Origin of the sequence: Bacillus sp. B-jedd (assembly GCF_000821085.1) — a bacterium.
Lineage (GTDB): Bacteria > Bacillota > Bacilli > Bacillales > Cytobacillaceae > Bacillus_D.
In genome coordinates, this window is sequence record NZ_CCXR01000002.1 from 125,550 (window position 1) to 144,454 (window position 18,905).

21 protein-coding genes and 1 riboswitch are annotated in these 18,905 nt (G+C 43.3%); of the genes, 10 read left to right on the forward strand and 11 right to left on the reverse strand.

The features are described from left to right. Positions 1-19 precede the first annotated feature (19 nt). The 4 genes from BN1002_RS22405 to BN1002_RS22420 all read left to right on the forward strand — a co-directional run bounded on the left by BN1002_RS22405 (position 20) and on the right by BN1002_RS22420 (position 4,843). Positions 20-367, forward strand: coding sequence for an ArsR/SmtB family transcription factor (locus BN1002_RS22405; protein WP_048828238.1), 348 nt, complete (start codon positions 20-22; stop codon positions 365-367). Positions 368-496: 129 nt separating this feature from the next. After that, positions 497-692: riboswitch (cobalamin riboswitch) on the forward strand. 345 nt (positions 693-1,037) lie between these two features. Beyond that, entirely contained in the window at positions 1,038-3,311 is a 2,274-nt protein-coding gene (locus BN1002_RS22410) for a ribonucleoside-diphosphate reductase subunit alpha (protein ID WP_442853425.1), read from the forward strand. Positions 3,312-3,330: 19 nt separating this feature from the next. After that, the gene (locus tag BN1002_RS22415; protein ID WP_048828240.1) at positions 3,331-4,377 is read left to right on the forward strand and encodes a ribonucleotide-diphosphate reductase subunit beta; all 1,047 of its coding nucleotides are present in this window, start codon (positions 3,331-3,333) and stop codon (positions 4,375-4,377) included. Continuing rightward, complete coding sequence (locus BN1002_RS22420) at positions 4,367-4,843, forward strand: flavodoxin domain-containing protein (protein WP_331386409.1); 477 nt, start codon at positions 4,367-4,369, stop codon at positions 4,841-4,843. Before BN1002_RS22415 ends, BN1002_RS22420 begins: the two co-directional genes overlap by 11 nt. 184 nt (positions 4,844-5,027) lie before the next feature. Here BN1002_RS22420 and cotJC read toward each other — a convergent pair whose 3' ends face one another. From cotJC to BN1002_RS22440, 4 genes are all read right to left on the reverse strand, one after another. Beyond that, on the reverse strand, positions 5,028-5,597 hold the full coding sequence (gene cotJC / locus BN1002_RS22425; protein WP_048828242.1) for a spore coat protein CotJC: 570 nt from the start codon (positions 5,595-5,597) through the stop codon (positions 5,028-5,030). A 12-nt stretch (positions 5,598-5,609) separates the two neighbouring features. Beyond that, complete coding sequence (gene cotJB, locus BN1002_RS22430; RefSeq protein ID WP_048828243.1) at positions 5,610-5,876, reverse strand: spore coat protein CotJB; 267 nt, start codon at positions 5,874-5,876, stop codon at positions 5,610-5,612. Position 5,877: 1 nt separating this feature from the next. Further along, positions 5,878-6,120, reverse strand: a complete 243-nt coding sequence (locus BN1002_RS22435; protein WP_231575134.1) for a spore coat associated protein CotJA — start codon at positions 6,118-6,120, stop codon at positions 5,878-5,880. Between the two features lie 841 nt (positions 6,121-6,961). Continuing rightward, complete coding sequence (locus BN1002_RS22440; RefSeq protein WP_048828245.1) at positions 6,962-7,900, reverse strand: ring-cleaving dioxygenase; 939 nt, start codon at positions 7,898-7,900, stop codon at positions 6,962-6,964. 258 nt (positions 7,901-8,158) lie between these two features. Between BN1002_RS22440 and BN1002_RS22445 the strand changes: the two genes are divergently transcribed. The 3 genes from BN1002_RS22445 (at position 8,159) to BN1002_RS23950 (ending at position 9,602) form a co-directional block, all read left to right on the forward strand. Next, the gene (locus tag BN1002_RS22445) at positions 8,159-8,482 is read left to right on the forward strand and encodes an ArsR/SmtB family transcription factor (RefSeq protein ID WP_048828349.1); all 324 of its coding nucleotides are present in this window, start codon (positions 8,159-8,161) and stop codon (positions 8,480-8,482) included. Positions 8,483-8,562: 80 nt separating this feature from the next. Further along, complete coding sequence (locus BN1002_RS22450) at positions 8,563-9,429, forward strand: permease (protein WP_048828246.1); 867 nt, start codon at positions 8,563-8,565, stop codon at positions 9,427-9,429. A gap of 26 nt (positions 9,430-9,455) precedes the next feature. Then, positions 9,456-9,602: a hypothetical protein gene (locus BN1002_RS23950; RefSeq protein ID WP_156129736.1), complete on the forward strand. Its 147-nt coding sequence runs from the start codon at positions 9,456-9,458 to the stop codon at positions 9,600-9,602. A gap of 62 nt (positions 9,603-9,664) precedes the next feature. On the opposite strand, the gene arsC is transcribed toward BN1002_RS23950, so the two are convergent. The 3 genes from arsC to BN1002_RS22465 are packed head-to-tail and all read right to left on the reverse strand — an operon-like array spanning position 9,665 to position 11,749. Further along, positions 9,665-10,084 carry an arsenate reductase (thioredoxin) gene (gene arsC, locus BN1002_RS22455; RefSeq protein ID WP_197072897.1) on the reverse strand — a complete coding sequence of 140 codons (420 nt, stop codon included), beginning with the start codon at positions 10,082-10,084 and terminating at the stop codon, positions 9,665-9,667. 26 nt (positions 10,085-10,110) lie between these two features. Then, entirely contained in the window at positions 10,111-11,394 is a 1,284-nt protein-coding gene (locus BN1002_RS22460) for an arsenical efflux pump membrane protein ArsB (protein WP_048828350.1), read from the reverse strand. Between the two features lie 31 nt (positions 11,395-11,425). Beyond that, positions 11,426-11,749 (reverse strand): ArsR/SmtB family transcription factor, encoded by a 324-nt coding sequence (locus BN1002_RS22465; RefSeq protein WP_048828351.1) that lies wholly within the window; start codon positions 11,747-11,749, stop codon positions 11,426-11,428. A 312-nt stretch (positions 11,750-12,061) separates the two neighbouring features. Here BN1002_RS22465 and BN1002_RS22470 point away from each other — a divergent pair, with 312 nt between their 5' ends. Beyond that, complete coding sequence (locus tag BN1002_RS22470; RefSeq protein ID WP_048828248.1) at positions 12,062-12,931, forward strand: cation diffusion facilitator family transporter; 870 nt, start codon at positions 12,062-12,064, stop codon at positions 12,929-12,931. A 176-nt stretch (positions 12,932-13,107) separates the two neighbouring features. Here BN1002_RS22470 and BN1002_RS22475 read toward each other — a convergent pair whose 3' ends face one another. Next, positions 13,108-14,517 carry a SpoVR family protein gene (locus BN1002_RS22475; protein ID WP_048828249.1) on the reverse strand — a complete coding sequence of 470 codons (1,410 nt, stop codon included), beginning with the start codon at positions 14,515-14,517 and terminating at the stop codon, positions 13,108-13,110. 236 nt (positions 14,518-14,753) lie between these two features. Between BN1002_RS22475 and BN1002_RS22480 the strand changes: the two genes are divergently transcribed. Next, positions 14,754-15,569, forward strand: coding sequence for an alpha/beta fold hydrolase (locus BN1002_RS22480; protein WP_048828250.1), 816 nt, complete (start codon positions 14,754-14,756; stop codon positions 15,567-15,569). 163 nt (positions 15,570-15,732) lie between these two features. On the opposite strand, the gene BN1002_RS22485 is transcribed toward BN1002_RS22480, so the two are convergent. Next, positions 15,733-17,253, reverse strand: coding sequence for an MDR family MFS transporter (locus BN1002_RS22485; RefSeq protein WP_048828352.1), 1,521 nt, complete (start codon positions 17,251-17,253; stop codon positions 15,733-15,735). Between the two features lie 160 nt (positions 17,254-17,413). Next, positions 17,414-17,731 (reverse strand): DUF3889 domain-containing protein, encoded by a 318-nt coding sequence (locus tag BN1002_RS22490; RefSeq protein WP_052445674.1) that lies wholly within the window; start codon positions 17,729-17,731, stop codon positions 17,414-17,416. Between the two features lie 179 nt (positions 17,732-17,910). Here BN1002_RS22490 and BN1002_RS22495 point away from each other — a divergent pair, with 179 nt between their 5' ends. Beyond that, positions 17,911-18,165: a YhdB family protein gene (locus BN1002_RS22495; RefSeq protein ID WP_048828251.1), complete on the forward strand. Its 255-nt coding sequence runs from the start codon at positions 17,911-17,913 to the stop codon at positions 18,163-18,165. A 90-nt stretch (positions 18,166-18,255) separates the two neighbouring features. Here BN1002_RS22495 and BN1002_RS22500 read toward each other — a convergent pair whose 3' ends face one another. Beyond that, complete coding sequence (locus tag BN1002_RS22500; protein WP_048828252.1) at positions 18,256-18,900, reverse strand: response regulator; 645 nt, start codon at positions 18,898-18,900, stop codon at positions 18,256-18,258. Between the last annotated feature and the right edge of the window lie 5 nt (positions 18,901-18,905).

Below are 18,905 nucleotides of genomic sequence, written 5' to 3' on the forward strand. Positions count from 1 at the left end.
GGTATAGGGAGGAAACGATTTGGATTTAGAAATGCAAAAATTTAAAGCAGATTTTTTCAAAGCACTGGCACACCCATTGAGGATCAGGATTCTTGAACTGCTTGGAGAAGGCGAAAAAAGCGTCAATGAAATTCAAAGCCTAGTCGGAAGCGAAGGGTCCGCTGTATCCCAGCAGTTGATGATCTTAAGGTCAAAAAACATCGTAACCGGGACAAAAGATGGCAACCGTGTGATTTATTCACTGCGCGACCCTTTGATCATTGAGCTCCTCGCTGTCGCCAGGCAAATTTTCAACAACCACCTGGTAGATACGATCTCAATCCTAGATAAATTTAGCGAAGAAGCAGAAAAAGCGGAACAATCATAATCCATGTCTAATTTTGTAAAGGAACGGCTTTGTCTGTTCCTTTTTTTTGCTTGCCAACAACCATCTAATGGGATAGTATAGAAAACATATTCAATATATTGATATAAACCATATAATTACAACCATATATAGTAATGCCTTAAGATAGGATGCCAGTAGGCTTAATAGGGAATCTGGTGCGAAACCAGAACTGCCCCCGCAACTGTAAATGCAGACGAACTGAACAAACCACTTTACAACGTGCTTTCAAAAGGTGCCTGTAAGGGAAGGGTTCAAAGTAGGATGACGCATGAGTCAGGAGACCTGTCCTTCTTGAGATGTTTCACTTCCTCGGGGATTGGGAAGATGAAACGATGGCAATCAGAAGGCTGGCTTCTTGCGCGTATCTCTTCCTCCCTTTTGATGTGATCGTTTCATCCGCTCAATTGCTTGAGCGGATTTTTTATTTTGGCTCGGTTATCCTTGATTGTTGATTTCCACTCCTGGGACATGCTTTCCGCGGGGCGGACCGTGGAGCCTCCTCGGCGTCCTAGACGCCTGTGGGGTCTCCACGTGCCGCTTCATCCCGCCGGAGTCAGTCCCCTCCGTTCCAATCAACTTCATTGATAATCAACACTCACCTTTAACTGAGCCTTTATTTTTGGAGGGATGATGGATGAGCAATAAAGTAATGGACCGGTTTTTATGGAGCCAGCGAGTATTAGAGGAGGCTTGTTCGGAATATGGGCTCGATGGCTCGGAAATACAAAAGAAGCTTCTGAAACTTGATTTATCGGAAGACGAGGCCGGCCAGCAGGCATTAGTTAATTCTTTAAACCGGATTGCACTCGATGAGCCTGATTGGACATTCGTGGCGGCCAGGCTTTATTTGGAACAATTGTATAAGGAGGCCGCGGTCAACCGGAACTGCAACGACACGAAAAAATATGGGGATTTCTTTCAATTAATCTCTTTACTTACCGAAATGAAAATCTATTCTCCTGATTTGCTTGCGAATTACACTAAGGAGGAAATCGATGAGCTCTCTCGCACAATCAATCCTGAAAGAGACAAGCTTTTCACATACATAGGAATATTTTTATTCGGAGACAGATACCTCGCGAGGGACTATGAGCGCAGCCTGTTTGAACTCCCACAGGAACGGTTTATGATCATCGCCATGACCTTGATGATTTATGAAGACAGAGTGAAAAGGCTCGAGCTGGTGAAAGAGGCCTATTGGGCAATGAGCCATTTATACATGACTGTTGCAACGCCCACCCTTTCCAATGCCGGCAAAAATTTCGGCCAGCTGTCATCTTGTTTTATTGATACTGTTGATGATTCGCTAGATGGAATTTACCTTAACAACTGGGATATCGCGCGGCTCAGCAAAGATGGTGGCGGAATCGGCATTTATTTTGGAAAAGTCAGGGCCCTTGGTTCCGATATTAAAGGCTTTAAAGGCATGTCATCGGGGGTTGTACCTTGGATCCGGCTCGTGAATGACACGGCGGTTAGCGTCGACCAACTTGGACAAAGGCAGGGCGCCATCGCCATCTATCTTGATATTTTTCATAAGGACATCATGAACGGCTTCCTCGATTTAAAGACGAATAATGGAGATGAACGCAGGAAAGCTCACGACATCTTCACTGGCGTCGCCATCCCGGATCTTTTTATGCAAAAGCTGGTAGAAACCGATGAACATGGCAGAAGCATTGGCGAGTGGCACACTTTTTGTCCTCACCAAGTAAAACAGCTGATGGGCTGGCGTGACCAGAACGGACGTCCGCTTGGCCTGGAAGATTTCTATGATGAATTGGATAAGAAATACTTTACCGAGAAGTACGAGGAGGCAGTCAGCAACCCGCTTCTGCCGAGGAAGACGTACCGGGCAATGGACATCATGGCAAGGATTATGGTTGCCCAGCTCGAAACTGGCACTCCCTACATGTTCTATCGGGATGAAGTGAACAGGCAGAACCCGAATAAGCACCTCGCCGGCGAAGGGCGGACCTCAATTTACTGCAGCAACTTATGCACCGAAATCGCCCAGAATATGTCGCCGACAACGATTGTGAGTGAGACGCTGACAGATGATGGAGATATTGTCATCGTTCGGAGGCCCGGTGACTTTGTCGTTTGCAATCTATCTTCTATAAACCTAGCAAAAGCTGTTCCGGCGGAGGTTCTGGAAAGGTTGATTCCCATCCAGGCCAGGATGCTTGATAATGTCATCGACTTAAACAAAATTCCTGTCGCGCAGGCGCAGCAAACGAACAAAAAATTCCGTGCTGTCGGACTTGGTACCTTTGGCTGGCACCATCTTCTTGCTTTGAAGGGAATCCATTGGGAAAGTGACCAGGCGACCGATTACGCGGATAAATTGTATGAGGAAATAGCTTTTTATACTATCCAGGCTTCGATGGAACTTGCTAAAGAAAAAGGCTCTTATAGCCAATTTACCGGATCAGAATGGGAAACAGGTCGTTATTTTGAACGAAGGGGCTACGCATCCGGACGCTGGCAGGAATTGAAAGAGCAAGTCAGAAAACACGGGATCCGGAACGGCTGGCTCATGGCTGTCGCCCCCAATTCTTCAACAGCGAAAATTGGCGGCTCAACTGATGGGATCGACCCGTTGTATTCAGTCGAATACGCAGAGGAAAAGAAAAATTTTAAATTTAAAGTGACGGCTCCCGATTTGAATCATATCACTTATAACTTCTACCGTCGGGCAAGGCACGAGCTCGACCAGGTCTGGAGCATCCGCCAAAATGCAAGGCGCCAGCGCCACATCGACCAATCCATCAGCTTCAATTTATATGTCAGGCACGATATTAAAGCAAAAGAGCTGCTGAACCTGCATATTGAGGCATGGAAACAGGGGCTGAAAACGACCTATTACGTCAGGAGCACATCACAGGAAGAAATCCGCGAATGCGAAGCCTGCCATAGCTAGTTTTGAAAGGAGAATACAGATGGAGATCCATGCGCCTTTGCAAAAAAGCAAACTATTGAATCATGCGGAACCTAATCGTTCAACGGGGATTATTCTCGGTAAATCATCGGGATTGCTCAATTGGAATGATATCGCCTATCCGCAAATGTACGATTTATATCAAACCCTTCTGTCGAATTTCTGGAAGGCCCAGGAAATCAATATGCAGGATGATATTAAACAGTGGGATTCACTTTCGCCAGTGGAGCAGGATATTTTCCTGCGGGTCAATACCCAGCTTGCCTCACTCGACAGCCTGCAGACACCGACAATGAGCCAAGTGATGGACTATGTAACAGATTCAAGCTTCAAAGCCATTTTCGCGGTCATTTCCCAGCAGGAAGCTGTCCATAATGAGTCCTATTCCTATGTTTTAAGTTCACTTGTACCGTTAAGCGAGCAGAATAAACGATTCAACGAAGCAAAAGACGACCCGATTGTACAAAAAAGGAATGCACTAATTTTGCAGGCCTATGAACGGTTCCGCCAGCAGCCTTCCCCTCAGCACTTATTTGAACTGGGAATCAATTCAATCATATTGGAAGGCATCTATTTCTATGCCGGGTTTGCCTTCTTCTATCATCTCGCCCGCCAGCAAAAAATGCTGAAGACGAGCACGATGATCAGCTATATTCAACGGGATGAAATGCAGCATGCTTATTTCATTTCCCAATTTATCAGGATTCTTCTCGCCGAAAACCCTAAACTTAATACCGAAACGAATATCCAGTACATTTACGAGACAATCGGGCAGGCAGTGGAATTGGAGAAAGAATGGGCAAGTATTATTTTGAAAGAAATAGACGGAATAAACCTTGAAGAGTTTTACGGATATGTAGAATATTTGGCAAACAAAAGGTTCCGCCAGCTTGGGTTAAAGAACCTTTTTGAAGAAAGAGATAATCCGATGCCGTGGATTCAGGTATTTAGCGATGAAATGATGAATGAAACGAAATCGGATTTCTTCGAGCAAAAATCGAGGGCTTATTCAAAGGTCACCCAGTCAAATGGCTTTGATGAATTATAGAATTGCCATCATCTACACTTCCGTAACCGGGAATACAAAGGAATTGGCGGAACTTCTTTGTTCGTGTTTTGAAGAACTCCGCCTTTCATCTGATTTGTATGAAGCCAAACAATTTTCTTTATTTGAATTGAAGAAGTTCGATGCGGTTGTGTTTGCGACCTATACGTGGGGCAATGGCGAAATACCGGCAGTCATGCGGCCCCTTTACGAAGCTTTCGAACAGCAAAATGTCCAATCGATCATTACCGGAGTGGCCGGCACTGGCGATAGCTTCTATCCCAATTTTTGCGGTGCGGTGGATCTGTTCAAGGATATGCTGTACGTGAAGAGCAACCTGGCCGCAACCCTGAAGGTCGAGTTGGCTCCGCAGGAAAGCGACATCCCCCGTTGCAAGCTTTTTGCAAAAAGCATCTTAAAGAGACTGGAACAAAGCTGGCCTCAAAAACTTATGGAGGAAGTGCAATAATTTCATATGGTTGCCATTCCCGAAAAAGCGCGGATATTTCCGCGTTTTTTTACTTCCCCGGCAATCACAGCAACCCGGGCTTCCTCTCCCTGCTTCTCTACACATCATTTAACCCCGCTGACACTAAATAAAGCCAGTAAAAAACAGGCCCTTAGTCCGGCAGCCTGTTTCATCGGGCGAAGATTTAGAAAAACTTTTTCCTGTCCCGCTCCTCTTTTAACATTTCAACTGCTTCCCGGAATCTCAACGAGTGGACGACTTCCCTCTCCCTTAAAAATCTTAATGAATCATTAATATCAGGATCATCCGAGATATCAATCAGCCATTGGTAAGTAGCCCTTGCTTTCTCCTCTGCCGCAATATCTTCATATAAATCGGCAATCGGATCTCCTTTTGCCTGAATATACGTTGCCGTCCATGGAGAGCCAGCCGCGTTATGATAAAATAACGCGCCATCATGGTTGGCGTAATGTTCGCCAAGCCCTGCATCCCTCATTTGTTGCGGGGTTGCGTCTTTTGTGAGCTTATAAATCATCGTCGCAATCATCTCAAGATGGGCAAACTCTTCCGTACCTATATCGGTCAACAGCCCGACCACTTTATCGGGGATGGTGTACCTTTGATTCAAGTACCTTAGTGCCGCAGCCAGTTCCCCATCCGCACCGCCATATTGTTCAATTAAATATTTTGCCAGGGTCGGGTTGCATTTACTTACTTTTACAGGGTATTGCAGCTTCTTTTCATAAACCCACATATTTCATCCTCCCTACACTTGCCATGGCCAGGGGCCTTTTCCCCAGTCCCAGTTGGGCCCTGGATTATTGCTGACTCCAAACTGCAGCAAAGGGCCGTATTTCTGTTCAAAAACCTGTTTCACTTGTCTGGAGTAATCTGAATACTGTCTGAATTGCTGTAGGGCGGCTTCATCATCTGGATGCGTATCTAGATAGAGGGTAAGCTCGACCAGCACAAAGTCTGCCGCCTGAATCTGCCGCATCAATTGATAATATTCATCATCAATTTGCTTAGCCAAATTAAGTCTTCCTCTCTTTATAAGGATTTTCGTAAAAATCATACAAAGGTTTCCAGAGAGTTCCTTTCATTAAAGCCTCATGAGGCGGAAACTGTTCAAGATTCGGCGGCTGAAAATTCATATACAAATTAGGCGGGGTCCGGTAAAATTTATAGCCAATCGGCGGACAAGGATCAAACTGACTATGAAAAGGCTGATAGGATTTGACAGGGGTAAAATGGACTGTGTGATTTGGTTGATGCAAACCGATTCCTCCTTTCGCAAAAATAGGTTCCATTAACAAAGTATGCGCCCAACGAAATGTTCATGCCGAACATTAGCACCTGCTCAGCTTGATTCGTTATACATTTCAACATCCCTTCAGGCAGTTCAGGTGAAATTTCGCCACAAAAAAAGCAGCGATTGTTTTCGCTGCTTTTGCAAACATGTTTATAAAACGGATTTTATTAATTGGCTCTAACTGCACTTTGTTTTCCTTAGAGACGTCATTGAAACCAGTTGTCGGAAACAGGGCTTCAGAAATTGAAGAAAGATTTAGTGACCGAACAGTTATTGAGCGCCTGGTTTTGAGGCGCTAAAGATGACTTAGTGACCGAAGGCCAACTGGCGGCTGGTCCTTCGGGCGCTAAAGGACGATTTAGTGACCGAACGCCTACTGGCTGCCTGGCCTTCGGGCACTAAAGGAAGATTTAGTGACCGAACGCCTACTGGCTGCTGGTCCTTCCGGCGCTAAAGGATGACTTAGTGACCGAACGCCTACTGGCTGCCTGGCCTTCGGGCGCTAAAGGACGACTTAGTGACCGAACGCCTACTGGCTGCCTGGCCTTCGGGCGCTAAAGGACGACTTAGTGACCGAACGCCTACTGGCTGCCTGGCCTTCGGGCGCTAAAGGACGACTTAGTGACCCAACGCCTACTGGCCGCCTGGCCTTCGGGCGCTAAAGGATGACTTAGTGACCGAACGCCTACTGGCTGCTGGTCCTTCCGGCGCTAAAGGACGACTTAGTGACCGAACGCCTACTGGCTGCATGGCCTTCAGGCGCTTAAGCAAAAACCGCAGGCAACCAGCCTTCAGACTGACCGTCATCAGCTTAATTCCCTTACCTTAAACGGCAGAAGCCCCTGCTCTATCCGCTCACGCATTTGTTCATATTTAGGAGGGATTTTCAGATTTTCACCAAGGCTGCCAGGCGTTTCATCAATAGCAAAACCAGGCGGATCTGTCGCGATTTCAAACAAGATTTCACCCTGCTCCCTAAAGTATATCGAGTTGAAGTAATTCCTGTCCTGTACAGGGGTTACTGCATAGCCGTTCGCAGCAATCAAGTTTTGCCATTCCAGTTGGTCTTTATCGTCCTCCGCGCGCCAGGCGATATGGTGGACAGTTCCGACTCCCAATCTTCCACGTCCTGTCGCTACTGTCTTCAAGTCAACGATATTCCCGATTTCGGAGGAAGAACGATAGCGGCTATATTCGCCATCATTTCCGACAAGCTCAAGCCCCAATACATTTTCAAGAAGGTCAGCGGTTTTACCCGGCTCTGCCGAGAACAAAGTAGCGCCAGCAAACCCTTTAATAGCGACTTCAGGAGTAACACCGCCAAATGACCAGCTGTTCTGTTCCCCTTTTTCGCGTTCTACAATTTCCAGCCTAAGGCCGTGCGGATCCTCAAACTGAAGATATTGCTCCCCAAACCGTTCTGTTATAACAAATGGAGTATTGAATTTATTAAGCCTTTTTTGCCAAAAATTCATTGCGCCTTTCGGTACAGCATATGCCGTTACTCCAACCTGCCCATCCCCTATTCTTCCCTTATAGGCATTGGCCCATGGAAAAAACGTAATAATGGTGCCCGGATTTCCACTTTTATCACCGAAGTAAAAATGATAGGTTCCCGGATCATCAAAATTCACAGTTTGTTTAACAAGCCTCAATCCCAAAACTCCCGCATAGAAATCAACATTTTCCTGCGGATGGCCGACAATTGCGGTAATATGGTGGATACCTGTAGTCTTTTTATTCATTTTTTCACCCCTTGCAATATTATCAGTACCCTATTTAAGGGATTAGTATTAACTGTTGAAAAAAGATAAAGGTTTCTCGAAGAATTGTCTTTACTTAAATTATTTTTAATTCGAGATAATTTTATCACTTATCAATTTTTGAGTCAATTTTTGCATAAGTTTTATTAAATCATTTTTTTTTGTTTTAGAGGATTGACATTAGAAAAATTTGGTCATATGATTAGTTTATCAAAAATAATTGATAAAGAAGGTGAAATGATGGAAGTGGAAATCCCCTTAAAAGATATGTCAAAAGAAAAAGCATTTGAAACGTACGAACTTAAGTTTAAGGCAATTGCAGATAAAAAAAGGCTTCAAATTATGAATATACTAACAGAAAAAGGAGAAATATGTGTCTGTGATCTTGCTCCCCTGATGGAAATGGCACAGTCCAAATTGTCTTATCATTTAAAGATTTTATTGGATGCGGATATTATTATTAAAAGAACAGAAGGAACCTGGAGTTATTACAAATTGAATCAGCCAGTCATTAATCATTTGTTATCTGAGGAGCTTTGCTGCCTATTTCGACTTTCGAGTTGACGAGTTTTTTGGCTAATTCATCAATTTTTTTTGATTAATAAATCAATTTTATTTGATTAACAAGAAGAGAAGGGATTCCCATGTGGTTTGAAACATTAAGAAGTTTTTTTTCCATCGCCATCGAATTAACTGTATTGTTTATTGTTATTTCTTTCGCAATAAGCCTTTTACAGGGATATATTCCTTACGAAAAAATCGAGAAAAAGTTAACTGGCAAGAATCGTTTTATTGGTGCAATTTTTGCGATAGCATTTGCATTTATTACCCCTTTCTGTTCCTGCTCGACCATCCCGGTAGTGGTAAACATGCTTAAGAAAAAAATGCCTTTTTCAATTGTTATGATTTTCCTCTTCGCTTCTCCCGTCCTTGATCCGACAATTTTAACTTTGATGGGAGTAATTCTTGGATGGAAAGTAACCATTGTTTATACTGTCATGACGACCATCTTCTCTATCATCATCGGTTTTACGCTCGAAGCCCTTGGAGCAGAAAAGTATGTAAAAAATGTTGTGATGACAGGCTATGAGGAAAATAACCGTAAATTTAATTTGAAATTGGCTTTTAAAGAAACCGTCGAAATGATGAAAAGCGTTTACCCTTACCTGATTATCGGCGCAGCCATCGGATCAGTCATACACGGGCTGGTGCCAACTGAATTCATTTCCTCTTTCTTCGGGAGGGACCATTGGTGGCTGATTCCTGTAGCAGCCATAATCGGAGTACCCTTGTACATCAGGCTTTCCAGTATGATCCCTATCTCTCAAGTCCTTATCTTGAAAGGAATGGCACTCGGACCTGTTATGGCCATGCTCATCAGTTCTGCAGGAGCCAGCCTTCCAGAGGTAGTCTTGTTGAAATCAATTTTCAAAAAACAACTCGTTGCTTTGTTTGTATTATCTGTTATCGCCATGTCCACTGCTTCTGGCTTTATTTTTTACCTATTATAATTTTTACATTTAAGGAGGATTATCAGATGTTTAATTTATTTAAGAAAGCCAAAAAAGGCTCAAGCTGCTGCAATGTAAAAATTGAAGAAGTAAAAGAAATCAAAGAAGATGAGCAAGACTGCTGCGTTAATCTTGAGAAAAAGGATTGCTGTTCTGAAGATACAAATAAGTGACAAGTTCAATGATTAATAAAACTAACAAAACCCCTTCTCTTTTTGAGAAAGGGTTTTCTTGATTACTTTCCTGTTTCAGCAAAAGCTCTGATCCTGTCGCGTATTTCATCACGGACACGCTGGAAAACCGCCCATTTTTCTTCGTCAGTTCCTTCAGCTTTAGCCGGGTCGTCAAACCCCCAGTGCACGCGTTTTACATGCGGAGGCGTAACAGGACAATGGTCAGCCGCATGTCCGCATAGTGTCACAACTAAATCTGAATGATTCAAAATCACAGGATCAATTACGTCGGAAGTTTGATAAGAAATGTCAACTCCCGCTTCCTTCATGGCCTGGACCGCATTCGGATTCAGACCGTGCGCTTCAAGGCCCGCACTCCTGACCTCCCAGTCGTCACCTAAATATACTTTGGCCCAGCCTTCCGCCATCTGGCTACGGCATGAGTTACCAGTGCACAAAAAATAAATAGTTTTTTTACTCACGTGCATTCCCCTTTCCAAAATAGCAGCTAGGAAACAATCGATAACCAAATATAAAGTCCAATTAGTGTAATTAGCAGTGTTGGGATAGTTAAGATAATTCCTGTTTTAAAGTAAGTTCCCCAAGATATCTTAACCCCCTTCAATGACAACACGTGGAGCCATAACAATGTGGCCAGCGAACCAATTGGCGTGATTTTAGGGCCAAGATCCGAACCGATAACATTTGCATAAATGAGGGCTTCCTTCATAACCCCTGTTGTGTTCGTATCTGCAATGGCCAGGGCATCAATCATCACTGTAGGCATATTGTTCATAATGGAAGAGAGAATGGCAGCGATAAAGCCCATTCCAATTGTCGCGGTGAACATACCCTTATCCGCTGTCCATTGAATCAAATCAGCCAAAACACTTGTCAGCCCTGCATTCCTTAGACCGTAGACCACTACGTACATTCCTATGGAGAAGAACACAATGGCCCATGGAGCTCCTTTTATAACTCTTTTAGTATTGACTGCCGGGCTTCTTCTCGCCATGAAAAGGAAAAATAGCGCCGTCAATCCGGCAACGATGGAAACCGGGATCCTTAACCATTCACTGATAAAGTAGCCTCCTAGCAAAATCGCTAGAACGATCCAGGAGAGACGGAACATTTTTTCATCACGTATTGCCTCCACCGGTTCTTTTAACTCGCCAGGATTGTATGTACGGGGAATGTTCCTTCTAAAATATAGATAAAGAACAAGGATGCTGGCTAGCAACGAAAACAGATTGGGAACGATCATCCTTGAGGCAAACTCATTAAACCCTATTCCAAAAAAATCAGCGGACACGATGTTAACAAGGTTGCTTACTACGAGTGGCAAAGACGTCGTATCAGCAATGAAACCGCTCGCGATGATGAAAGGAAACACCATTTTCTCTTCGAATTTCAAGTTTCTGACCATTGCCAATACAATAGGGGTCAAAATCAATGCCGCCCCATCATTGGCAAACAATGCCGCTACAACTGAGCCAAGAAGGCAAATATAAACAAACATCTTGATTCCGTTCCCTTTTGCGGCTCGCGCCATATGTAATGCTGCCCATTCAAAGAAGCCTATTTCATCTAAAATGAGCGAAATGATTATGATTGCGATGAATACAAACGTGGCATTCCAGACAATTGAAGTGACATCCATAACATCAGCGAAGTCAACCACACCGACTATCAGTGCCAAAATGGCTCCCCCGCAAGCTGACCATCCGATGGACAAATTTCTTGGCTGCCAAATAACCAAGACTAAAGTAAGTAAAAAAATCAAAGCTGCCATTAATGATAAAAACAAAATCGAAAACCTCCAACTATTCGCAAATCACTCTAAGCCCCTGTTCCTCAAGTTCCGTTAATTTATACTCTTGGCCGGGAAGATAATCTAAAATGCTTCCGACCAAAGGGTAATATCTACTTTGTTTATTCAAGGAGTATATTATCCATTGTCCTCTCCGAGTTTCTTCGACAAGGCCCGCATCCTTTAGCTTTCGAAGATGCTGGCTTATCGCCGGCTGGCTCATGTCAAACATAGCGGTAAATTCACAGACACAACACTCATGCCGATCTAATAGCTTTATCATCGTCAGGCGAGTCGTGTCCCCCAGCAGCTTTAAAACTCCGGCGGCATATCCCATTTCCAATAACGAATTTGTCACACGTTTCACCTCCGTCCACGCCCAAAATAACTATATAACAATTTACTTATATGCTCAATCAGGATATTTAAAACTAATCGACACCATTCCCCCTTCTTTTTTCACACTTGAAGCAAATGAAGTGTTACCTGGTCAATACCTTCCGAAAATTGAGTTATTATTTCGAATTCCTGTTACGAATCAGGTTTTCGTTAAGTAAACTTTTGTTCTTTAACGAAAAAATGTGGCCCTAGACCCACTCGATTTCAAGGTGATATGATGTTATTGCATTTTTTTGAGGAGGTCAGAGTCATGGATGAAAAAAGATACAAAGACTTAAAGCTTGGGGAACGCGGCGCTATTATTAGCATCATCGCATACATAGCCCTTTCCTGTCTGAAGCTAACGATAGGTTATATGAGTGATTCGGCCGCCTTAAAGGCAGATGGTCTAAATAATACAACGGATATCATTGCTTCAATTGCTGTGTTAATTGGTCTAAAAATATCACAAAGGCCAGCAGATGAAAATCACCGTTATGGTCATTGGAAAAGCGAAACCATCGCTTCCTTGGTTGCCTCCTTCATCATGGCAGCAGTAGGAATACAAGTATTATTGGAGGCAATAATCTCCGTATTCCAGGGTGGAAAGGAATCCCCAGATATTATCGCTGCTTATGTAGGCATTTTTTCATTCGTAGCAATGTATTTTGTATACAGGTATAATAAGAGGTTGGCTCAAAAAATTAATAGCGGTTCCGTTTTAGCTGCCGCAAAGGATAACCTATCAGATGCATGGGTCAGTATCGGGACGGCCATAGGGATATTTGGTTCACAGCTTAACATGCCTTGGCTCGATACGGTCACAGCCATTGTTGTAGGTATACTAATCTGTAAAACGGCATGGGATATATTCAGGCAAGCCTCTCATGACCTATCTGACGGCTTTGACCAGAGTAAAATTGACCTATATAAAAAAATTATACTTAACTTAGAAGGTGTAAAGGGAATCAAGGAAATCAAAGGTCGGAACTATGGCAATAATGAGGTGATTGATTGTGTGATCCTGGTGAATTCAACTCTAGGAATCAAAGAAGCACATGACATTGCTACTCATGTGGAAAAAATCATGATGGACGAGCATGGCGTATATGATGTTCATGTCCATGTGGAGCCAAACTAGAAAGGAACTTTTCGGGAGGTTCGTTTAGCTTTTAATAATCTCGGTTATCAAAACACAAGGCCCTGTTTGTGCTTTTGCAAATCACTTGAAGTTTAACAACCTAAAGAGCCAGTTTCCTTGTCAGGAGACTGGCTCTTTTTAATACATGGTATCTAAGTAAAGCAGCACATTTTTAATTACACATATTTCCTATGAACGCTCTTGCCATCATACGTAAACAGCATCGGCCGTTCTTCAATCGTCGTTTCGATATGGACCGTCCGCCCCCATAGCTGGTGGATGTATGGCAGCACTTTTTCGAGGTACTTCACATCCAGTTCGATTCCTTCATACCAGTGCTTCAGATACAGCTCGCCATTCTTCAAATAATCTCCATCATTAACGGTAATATAAGGGAATCCGCCATTGACACGCATGCTGACGAGCCTATCGCGGACATGCTCCCATTTTTTATCGACGATTTTGTAATCCTTGCCCTGCTTTTGGAACAAGTACATATCTTCGCGCATGACCAAGTCTTTCGTGAGGTAATTCCTCAGGAAGGAAATATCAGAGTCCATTTCCCTCACCTCGAACATCTTCTCCCGGCCAGAACCTGGCTTCACCCCACGGCGCTTCATTTCCTCTGTCGGCTTATTGTACCTCTCCTCAATATCCTCAAAAATCTTGATCCCTAGGTAGTAAGGGTTTATGCCGGTCTTGGAGGGCTGGACAACTCCGGCATTTAATTTTGCAAATTCAATCGCTTCGGCACTCGTCAGATCCATTTCCCTAATAATCCGCTGATGCCAATAGGAAGCCCAGCCTTCGTTCATGATTTTCGTTTCCAGTTGTGGCCAGAAGTAAAGCATTTCTTCCCGCATCATTGTCAGGATGTCACGCTGCCAAGGTTCCAATTCCCGGCTGTAGCTTTCGATAAATAATAGAAGGTCCTTTTCGGGTTTTGGCGGCAGTTTCTTCGCTTTTGCCTTCTTCGGCCCGGCGGGCTTTTCATCGAGTTTCCAAAGGTCATCATATGGACTGGGCCTTGAATCAGGACTCTCGTCATCATCTGAATCTTCAAGGCTCCAGGCAAGCTTGGGGCGCATCAAGGACGGATCAATGTGCTCATCAATCGCCAAAACCGCATCAAGGAATTTTTCCACTTCTTTTTTTCCGTATTTAATTTCATAGCTTCGGACCCGCTCGGCAGTCGCAGCCATGCTTTCAACCATATCCCTTTTTGTGTTTTGGAACCTGACATTGTTTTTGAAAAAATCGCAATGGGCGAGGACATGGGCGACAATCAATTTGTTCTGGATGAGACTGTTGCTATCGAGAAGGAAGGCGTAACAAGGGTTTGAATTAATGACCAGTTCATAAATTTTGCTAAGGCCAAGATCATATTGAAGTTTCATCTTATAAAATTGCTTACCGAAGCTCCAATGGGAAAACCGGGTCGGCATGCCATAGGCGCCAAACGTATAGATAATATCAGCTGGGCAAATTTCATAACGCATCGGGTAAAAATCAAGGCCGAAGCCGCTGGCGATTTCGGTTATCTCGCCAATCGCTAGCTCCAGCTCCTTCCTGTTTTCACTGTTCATGGCTAATTCCCCCTTTTCCTCTTACAACAATGTATGAGGAAAGGGGGCGAATGATGAAAATCGTAAATGTCCCTGAACCAGCTATTTATTACCATTTAGTGGCTTTCTTCTTTAGGTAAGCCAGAAACTGAGCCTGGATTGTTAGACAGCCATTTTGATTAAGTTTAAAATCAGAATTATTGTTGGATAGGATAATCTGATGAGGTTATGAACTCATTAAGAAAGAAGGAATAGTGATGGCATATTGTAAAGTTACCCAAGCAGAAATATATTACGAAGAAATAGGGAATGGCACCCCAATAATTATGATACATGGCTATACACCTGACCATAGATTAATGCGTGGCTGTATGGAGCCTATATTTGCTGCAAAAAATGGTTGGCAGCGCATTTACATAGACCTTCCTGGAATGGGACTAACAAAAAAATACAATGAAATAAGCAATTCTGATGAAATGCTACAGGCAGTTTTAGAATTTATTCAAGCAATAATCCCTAACCAAAAATACTTAATTGTTGGAGAATCGTATGGCGGATACATAGCAAGAGGCATACTAGAAAAAAATCCGGAACAAGTATTAGGTGCGGCATTTATATGCCCAGTTATTACCCCTTATCCAGAAGATAGAAGAGCAGAAGAACATAGAATCATGAAAACTGATGATGAATTCATTGCAAGTCTCACTATAAATGAATTGGAAGATTTTAAAAGCAATCAAGTTGTACTTGATGAGTATAATTGGGTAAGGTACAACGAGGAAGTTTTAAGTGGTTGTAAGATTGCAGATGAAAAATTTTTAAGTAAAGTTAAGAATAAATATGGGTTTACATTTAAAGTTGATCAATCTAATTTTAATAAACCTAGTGTATTTCTTTTAGGGAAACAAGACTCATCCGTTGGCTATAAAGATGCTCTTGACATAATGAATAAGTATCCAAGAGGAACATTTGCCATATTGGATAAAGCAGGCCACAATTTACAAATTGAACAACCTCAAATTTTTAACTCCCTTATAAATGAATGGCTGGATAGAGTTGAAGAATCAAACTAATTATAATTACCTGCTAAGGCTAAATGTCTTAGCTTTCTTTTTATCCTTCTTGCTCTTTTGCAGTTATTTATTTAGTGAGGTTGGAATGAATGCCATTAAAACGCTAAAAAAGCGCGGAAAGATTACTCTTCCCGCGCTCCTATCCTGTATGAAGCCATTTTCATCACTTGGACACTGCTTTCCCCTTTTGCAGCTCGACCCGGGCATTTCCCATAAAAAAGATCGTCACTGCCGCAATGGCAATTGGTAGCAACGCCAGCGTGAAAGTTATCGTGATCGAATCTGACATGGCATTTACAATGATATCAAGTATATTCCCGGGGATTTTAGCACGGCCCGCCGCACTGAAGATTTCTTGCGGGTCTCTCATATTCATCATCGCATTTCCTGCCCCTGGAAAACCTGAAAACCCCTTTTCAAGCTTGTCAGTAAAAACATGATTTTGAATTGTTCCGAAGATGGTCACGCCCAAAGTCATCCCAAATGACCTTAGAAAGGAGTTGGTCGAATTGGCCGAACCCCGGTACTGAAACGCGAGATTATTAATGGAAGCAGCCGGCAAAAGCGAGAAAGAAAATCCGGTTCCAAAGCCAACAATCACCATATATGTTGTCAGAAGTAACCTTGATGTATCCGGCGTCATCGTACCGAGCAGGAACATACCCGCAGCATAAGCGATAACCGAGATAACCATAAGGTTCCGAAAACTTGTTTTTGTTTGAAAGATACCGCCAATCATACTGCCGGCAACCGAGCCGAGCATCATCGGAGTGAGGATAAAGCCTGCATTAGTTGCCGTACCCCCATAAACCGCCTGCACGAAAATGGGAATAAATACGGCAAGGATAATGAAAGTTCCCCCATAAAGGAAAGCAAGGATTTGCGACGTCGCAAAAAGCCGGTTTTTGAACATCCAAAATGAAATAATCGGTTCCTCCGCTTTTCTCTCAATTATAAAGAAGGCAAGAAAAAAAACAGCAAAAACAGAAAATAGGCCAATGATTTGTACAGAGTCCCAACTATATTCCTTCCCGCCAAGTTCAAGTGCGAACATTAGTGAAACAACAGCTGTAACAAGCGTAATTGCTCCCCACCAGTCCACCTTTTGTTTCCGATGCTCAAGGGATTCTTTGTAGTAAACAGAAATCAATGCGAGTGATACCAGGCCGATTGGTAAATTAATATAGAATACCCAATGCCAACTGATGGCATCCGTTATAAACGCACCCAATAATGGTCCAAGGACACTTGATAAACCAAATACTGCGCCAAGGAGTCCAGTCATTTTTCCGCGATTTTCCGGCGGAAAGATATCAAAGACAATGGTAAATGAGATTGGAAGCAGCGCCCCTCCGCCAATCCCCTGAATGGCGCGAAAGAGAATTAACTGATCCATCGTCTGTGCCACGCCGCATAAGCTGGATCCGATTAAAAACACAGCAAGCCCAAAAATAAAAAAACGTTTCCGCCCGTACATATCGGATAATTTACCATAGATTGGCATCCCCGCCATTACGGCAACCATATAAGACGCGGTTACCCATACGAATTTGTCAAAACCGCCAAGGTCGGAAACGATTGTCCCCATTGCTGTCGCTACAATGGTATTGTCCATGGCGGACATTAAGATCCCAAGCAATAGGCCGGCTACAACCAGTTTCATGTTCCTTTCGCCAGATGCCATAAGTTTTCCACCTTTCAAAACTGTTTTCTTTTCTGAATTGACTATAATGGATTTTCTCATTAAATACCAAACTTTTTTATGGCAATTCAAAAAAAGAGACCTCATTCACAGGTCCCTTCCGCTACATTTTTTTCAATGTTCTTCCATCCCCATGTGCGGACTACGGTTTTTCCGGTTCCACTTTAAAAGACACAACTTTTTCGGTACTCAGGTTATGCTGGACCGTTACACGGACAAAAATCTGCCTGCCTTTTTCTTCAACCTTGAATCTGAAAGTGTCTGCTACTTCTGATTCATTGACATTCTGCCTTCCAAGATACTCATATTCCCGTATTGGATCTCCGGGGTAATCTGCAGAAACAATAGCTATCGCCATTTTGCCGTATTTTTCATAATGAGGAGTCTGCGCTTCCGTTCCTACTGGCTGAAGGGTTAAAAACGCAAGAGCCGCCAATAAGATGGCCATTCTCTTCTTCAAATCGGTCATCCCTTTCCATGTTTATCATTAGTGTGGCAATGTCCACTAATTCTATTCAACCGATAATAATCTGCCATATGTTAGTAAGCCCTCCGCTTCGCTTTCCCCAACATTTTCAGCGGAAGTTTTGCCGCGAATTCCACACACTAATTTCAACTCCTAATCAAGGAGGAGAAAAAATGAATACACTGGAATATGACAGGGCGCTGTATTATATATACCGCTCGCAGTGGGATAATCTTTTAATCCTGATGGTCCGGACACGGGACCAGTTTCTTGCGAAGAAAATTGAACATTTTCTTCACGCATACCATTTTGAGCATGATTATTCCATTTTGGAACAGAAGCTTTACTCCCTGCTCCGATACATTGACCATGCTATAGAGGCTCCAGCCATCACTGCAGCACAGCAGCCTCTTTATAGTTTATCGTAACTGAAGGCAAACGAATTCCACCACCGCACAAAATGAAGCACGGCCAAAAAACTGGGCCGTGCTCTTTTTATTTTATGGGTTAATCAAGTCTCAGCTTCCAGCCAGTCCGTTCTTGACCGCATATAATGCCGCCTGGGTCCGATCGGCTAAATCCAGTTTCGAAAGGATGCTTGAAACATGCGTTTTGACCGTTTTTTCCGTAATAAACAAAGACGCAGAAATCTCCTTATTGCTTTTTCCGCTGGCGATTTCCTTTAAAACTTCTTTTTCACGTTTTGTCAGTTCATCAAGAGGCTTTTTCATCTCTTTCTGGTTTGCGGAAATTTGCGATAACAGATGGGAAGTTGCTTTCGGATGAAGCTGGTTTTCCCCGGATGCAAGCCTTCTGATAGAAGCGGCCAGTTCATCCGGCTCTACATCTTTCAGCTGATAACCCATAGCCCCCGCTTCAACGGCGGGAATAACATGATTCTGGTCAGAAAAACTGGTCAAAATCATAATTTTCATGTCGGGCTGCTGTTCCTTAATTTTCGCCGTCGCCGTAATCCCATCCATGACAGGCATATCAAGGTCCATTAAAACGATATCAGGCTTGAGCTCAGCGGCCTTTTTTACTGCCTCTTCCCCATTGGCCGCTTCCCCCGCTATCTCAAAATCAGGCTGTGTTTTCAAATAAAAGGCCAGTCCCCTTCTGACGACATGATGATCGTCCGCGATTAAGATTCGGATGCCCATTGTAA

Bases quoted from the DNA above. Each gene is read 5' to 3' on its own strand.
- BN1002_RS22415 (WP_048828240.1), top strand. From the start codon at position 3,331: ATGGAGATCCATGCGCCTTTGCAAAAAAGCAAACTATTGAATCATGCG.
- BN1002_RS22465 (WP_048828351.1), bottom strand. From the start codon at position 11,749: ATGGGATATGCCGCCGGAGTTTTAAAGCTGCTGGGGGACACGACTCGC.
- BN1002_RS22440 (WP_048828245.1), bottom strand. From the start codon at position 7,900: ATGAATAAAAAGACTACAGGTATCCACCATATTACCGCAATTGTCGGC.
- BN1002_RS22470 (WP_048828248.1), top strand. From the start codon at position 12,062: ATGGATGAAAAAAGATACAAAGACTTAAAGCTTGGGGAACGCGGCGCT.
- BN1002_RS22445 (WP_048828349.1), top strand. From the start codon at position 8,159: ATGGAAGTGGAAATCCCCTTAAAAGATATGTCAAAAGAAAAAGCATTT.
- BN1002_RS22500 (WP_048828252.1), bottom strand. From the start codon at position 18,900: ATGGGCATCCGAATCTTAATCGCGGACGATCATCATGTCGTCAGAAGG.
- BN1002_RS22420 (WP_331386409.1), top strand. From the start codon at position 4,367: ATGAATTATAGAATTGCCATCATCTACACTTCCGTAACCGGGAATACA.
- BN1002_RS22495 (WP_048828251.1), top strand. From the start codon at position 17,911: ATGAATACACTGGAATATGACAGGGCGCTGTATTATATATACCGCTCG.
- BN1002_RS22475 (WP_048828249.1), bottom strand. From the start codon at position 14,517: ATGAACAGTGAAAACAGGAAGGAGCTGGAGCTAGCGATTGGCGAGATA.
- BN1002_RS22460 (WP_048828350.1), bottom strand. From the start codon at position 11,394: ATGGCAGCTTTGATTTTTTTACTTACTTTAGTCTTGGTTATTTGGCAG.
- BN1002_RS22410 (WP_442853425.1), top strand. From the start codon at position 1,038: ATGGACCGGTTTTTATGGAGCCAGCGAGTATTAGAGGAGGCTTGTTCG.
- BN1002_RS22480 (WP_048828250.1), top strand. From the start codon at position 14,754: ATGGCATATTGTAAAGTTACCCAAGCAGAAATATATTACGAAGAAATA.
- BN1002_RS22450 (WP_048828246.1), top strand. From the start codon at position 8,563: ATGTGGTTTGAAACATTAAGAAGTTTTTTTTCCATCGCCATCGAATTA.
- BN1002_RS23950 (WP_156129736.1), top strand. From the start codon at position 9,456: ATGTTTAATTTATTTAAGAAAGCCAAAAAAGGCTCAAGCTGCTGCAAT.
- BN1002_RS22485 (WP_048828352.1), bottom strand. From the start codon at position 17,253: ATGGCATCTGGCGAAAGGAACATGAAACTGGTTGTAGCCGGCCTATTG.
- cotJC (WP_048828242.1), bottom strand. From the start codon at position 5,597: ATGTGGGTTTATGAAAAGAAGCTGCAATACCCTGTAAAAGTAAGTAAA.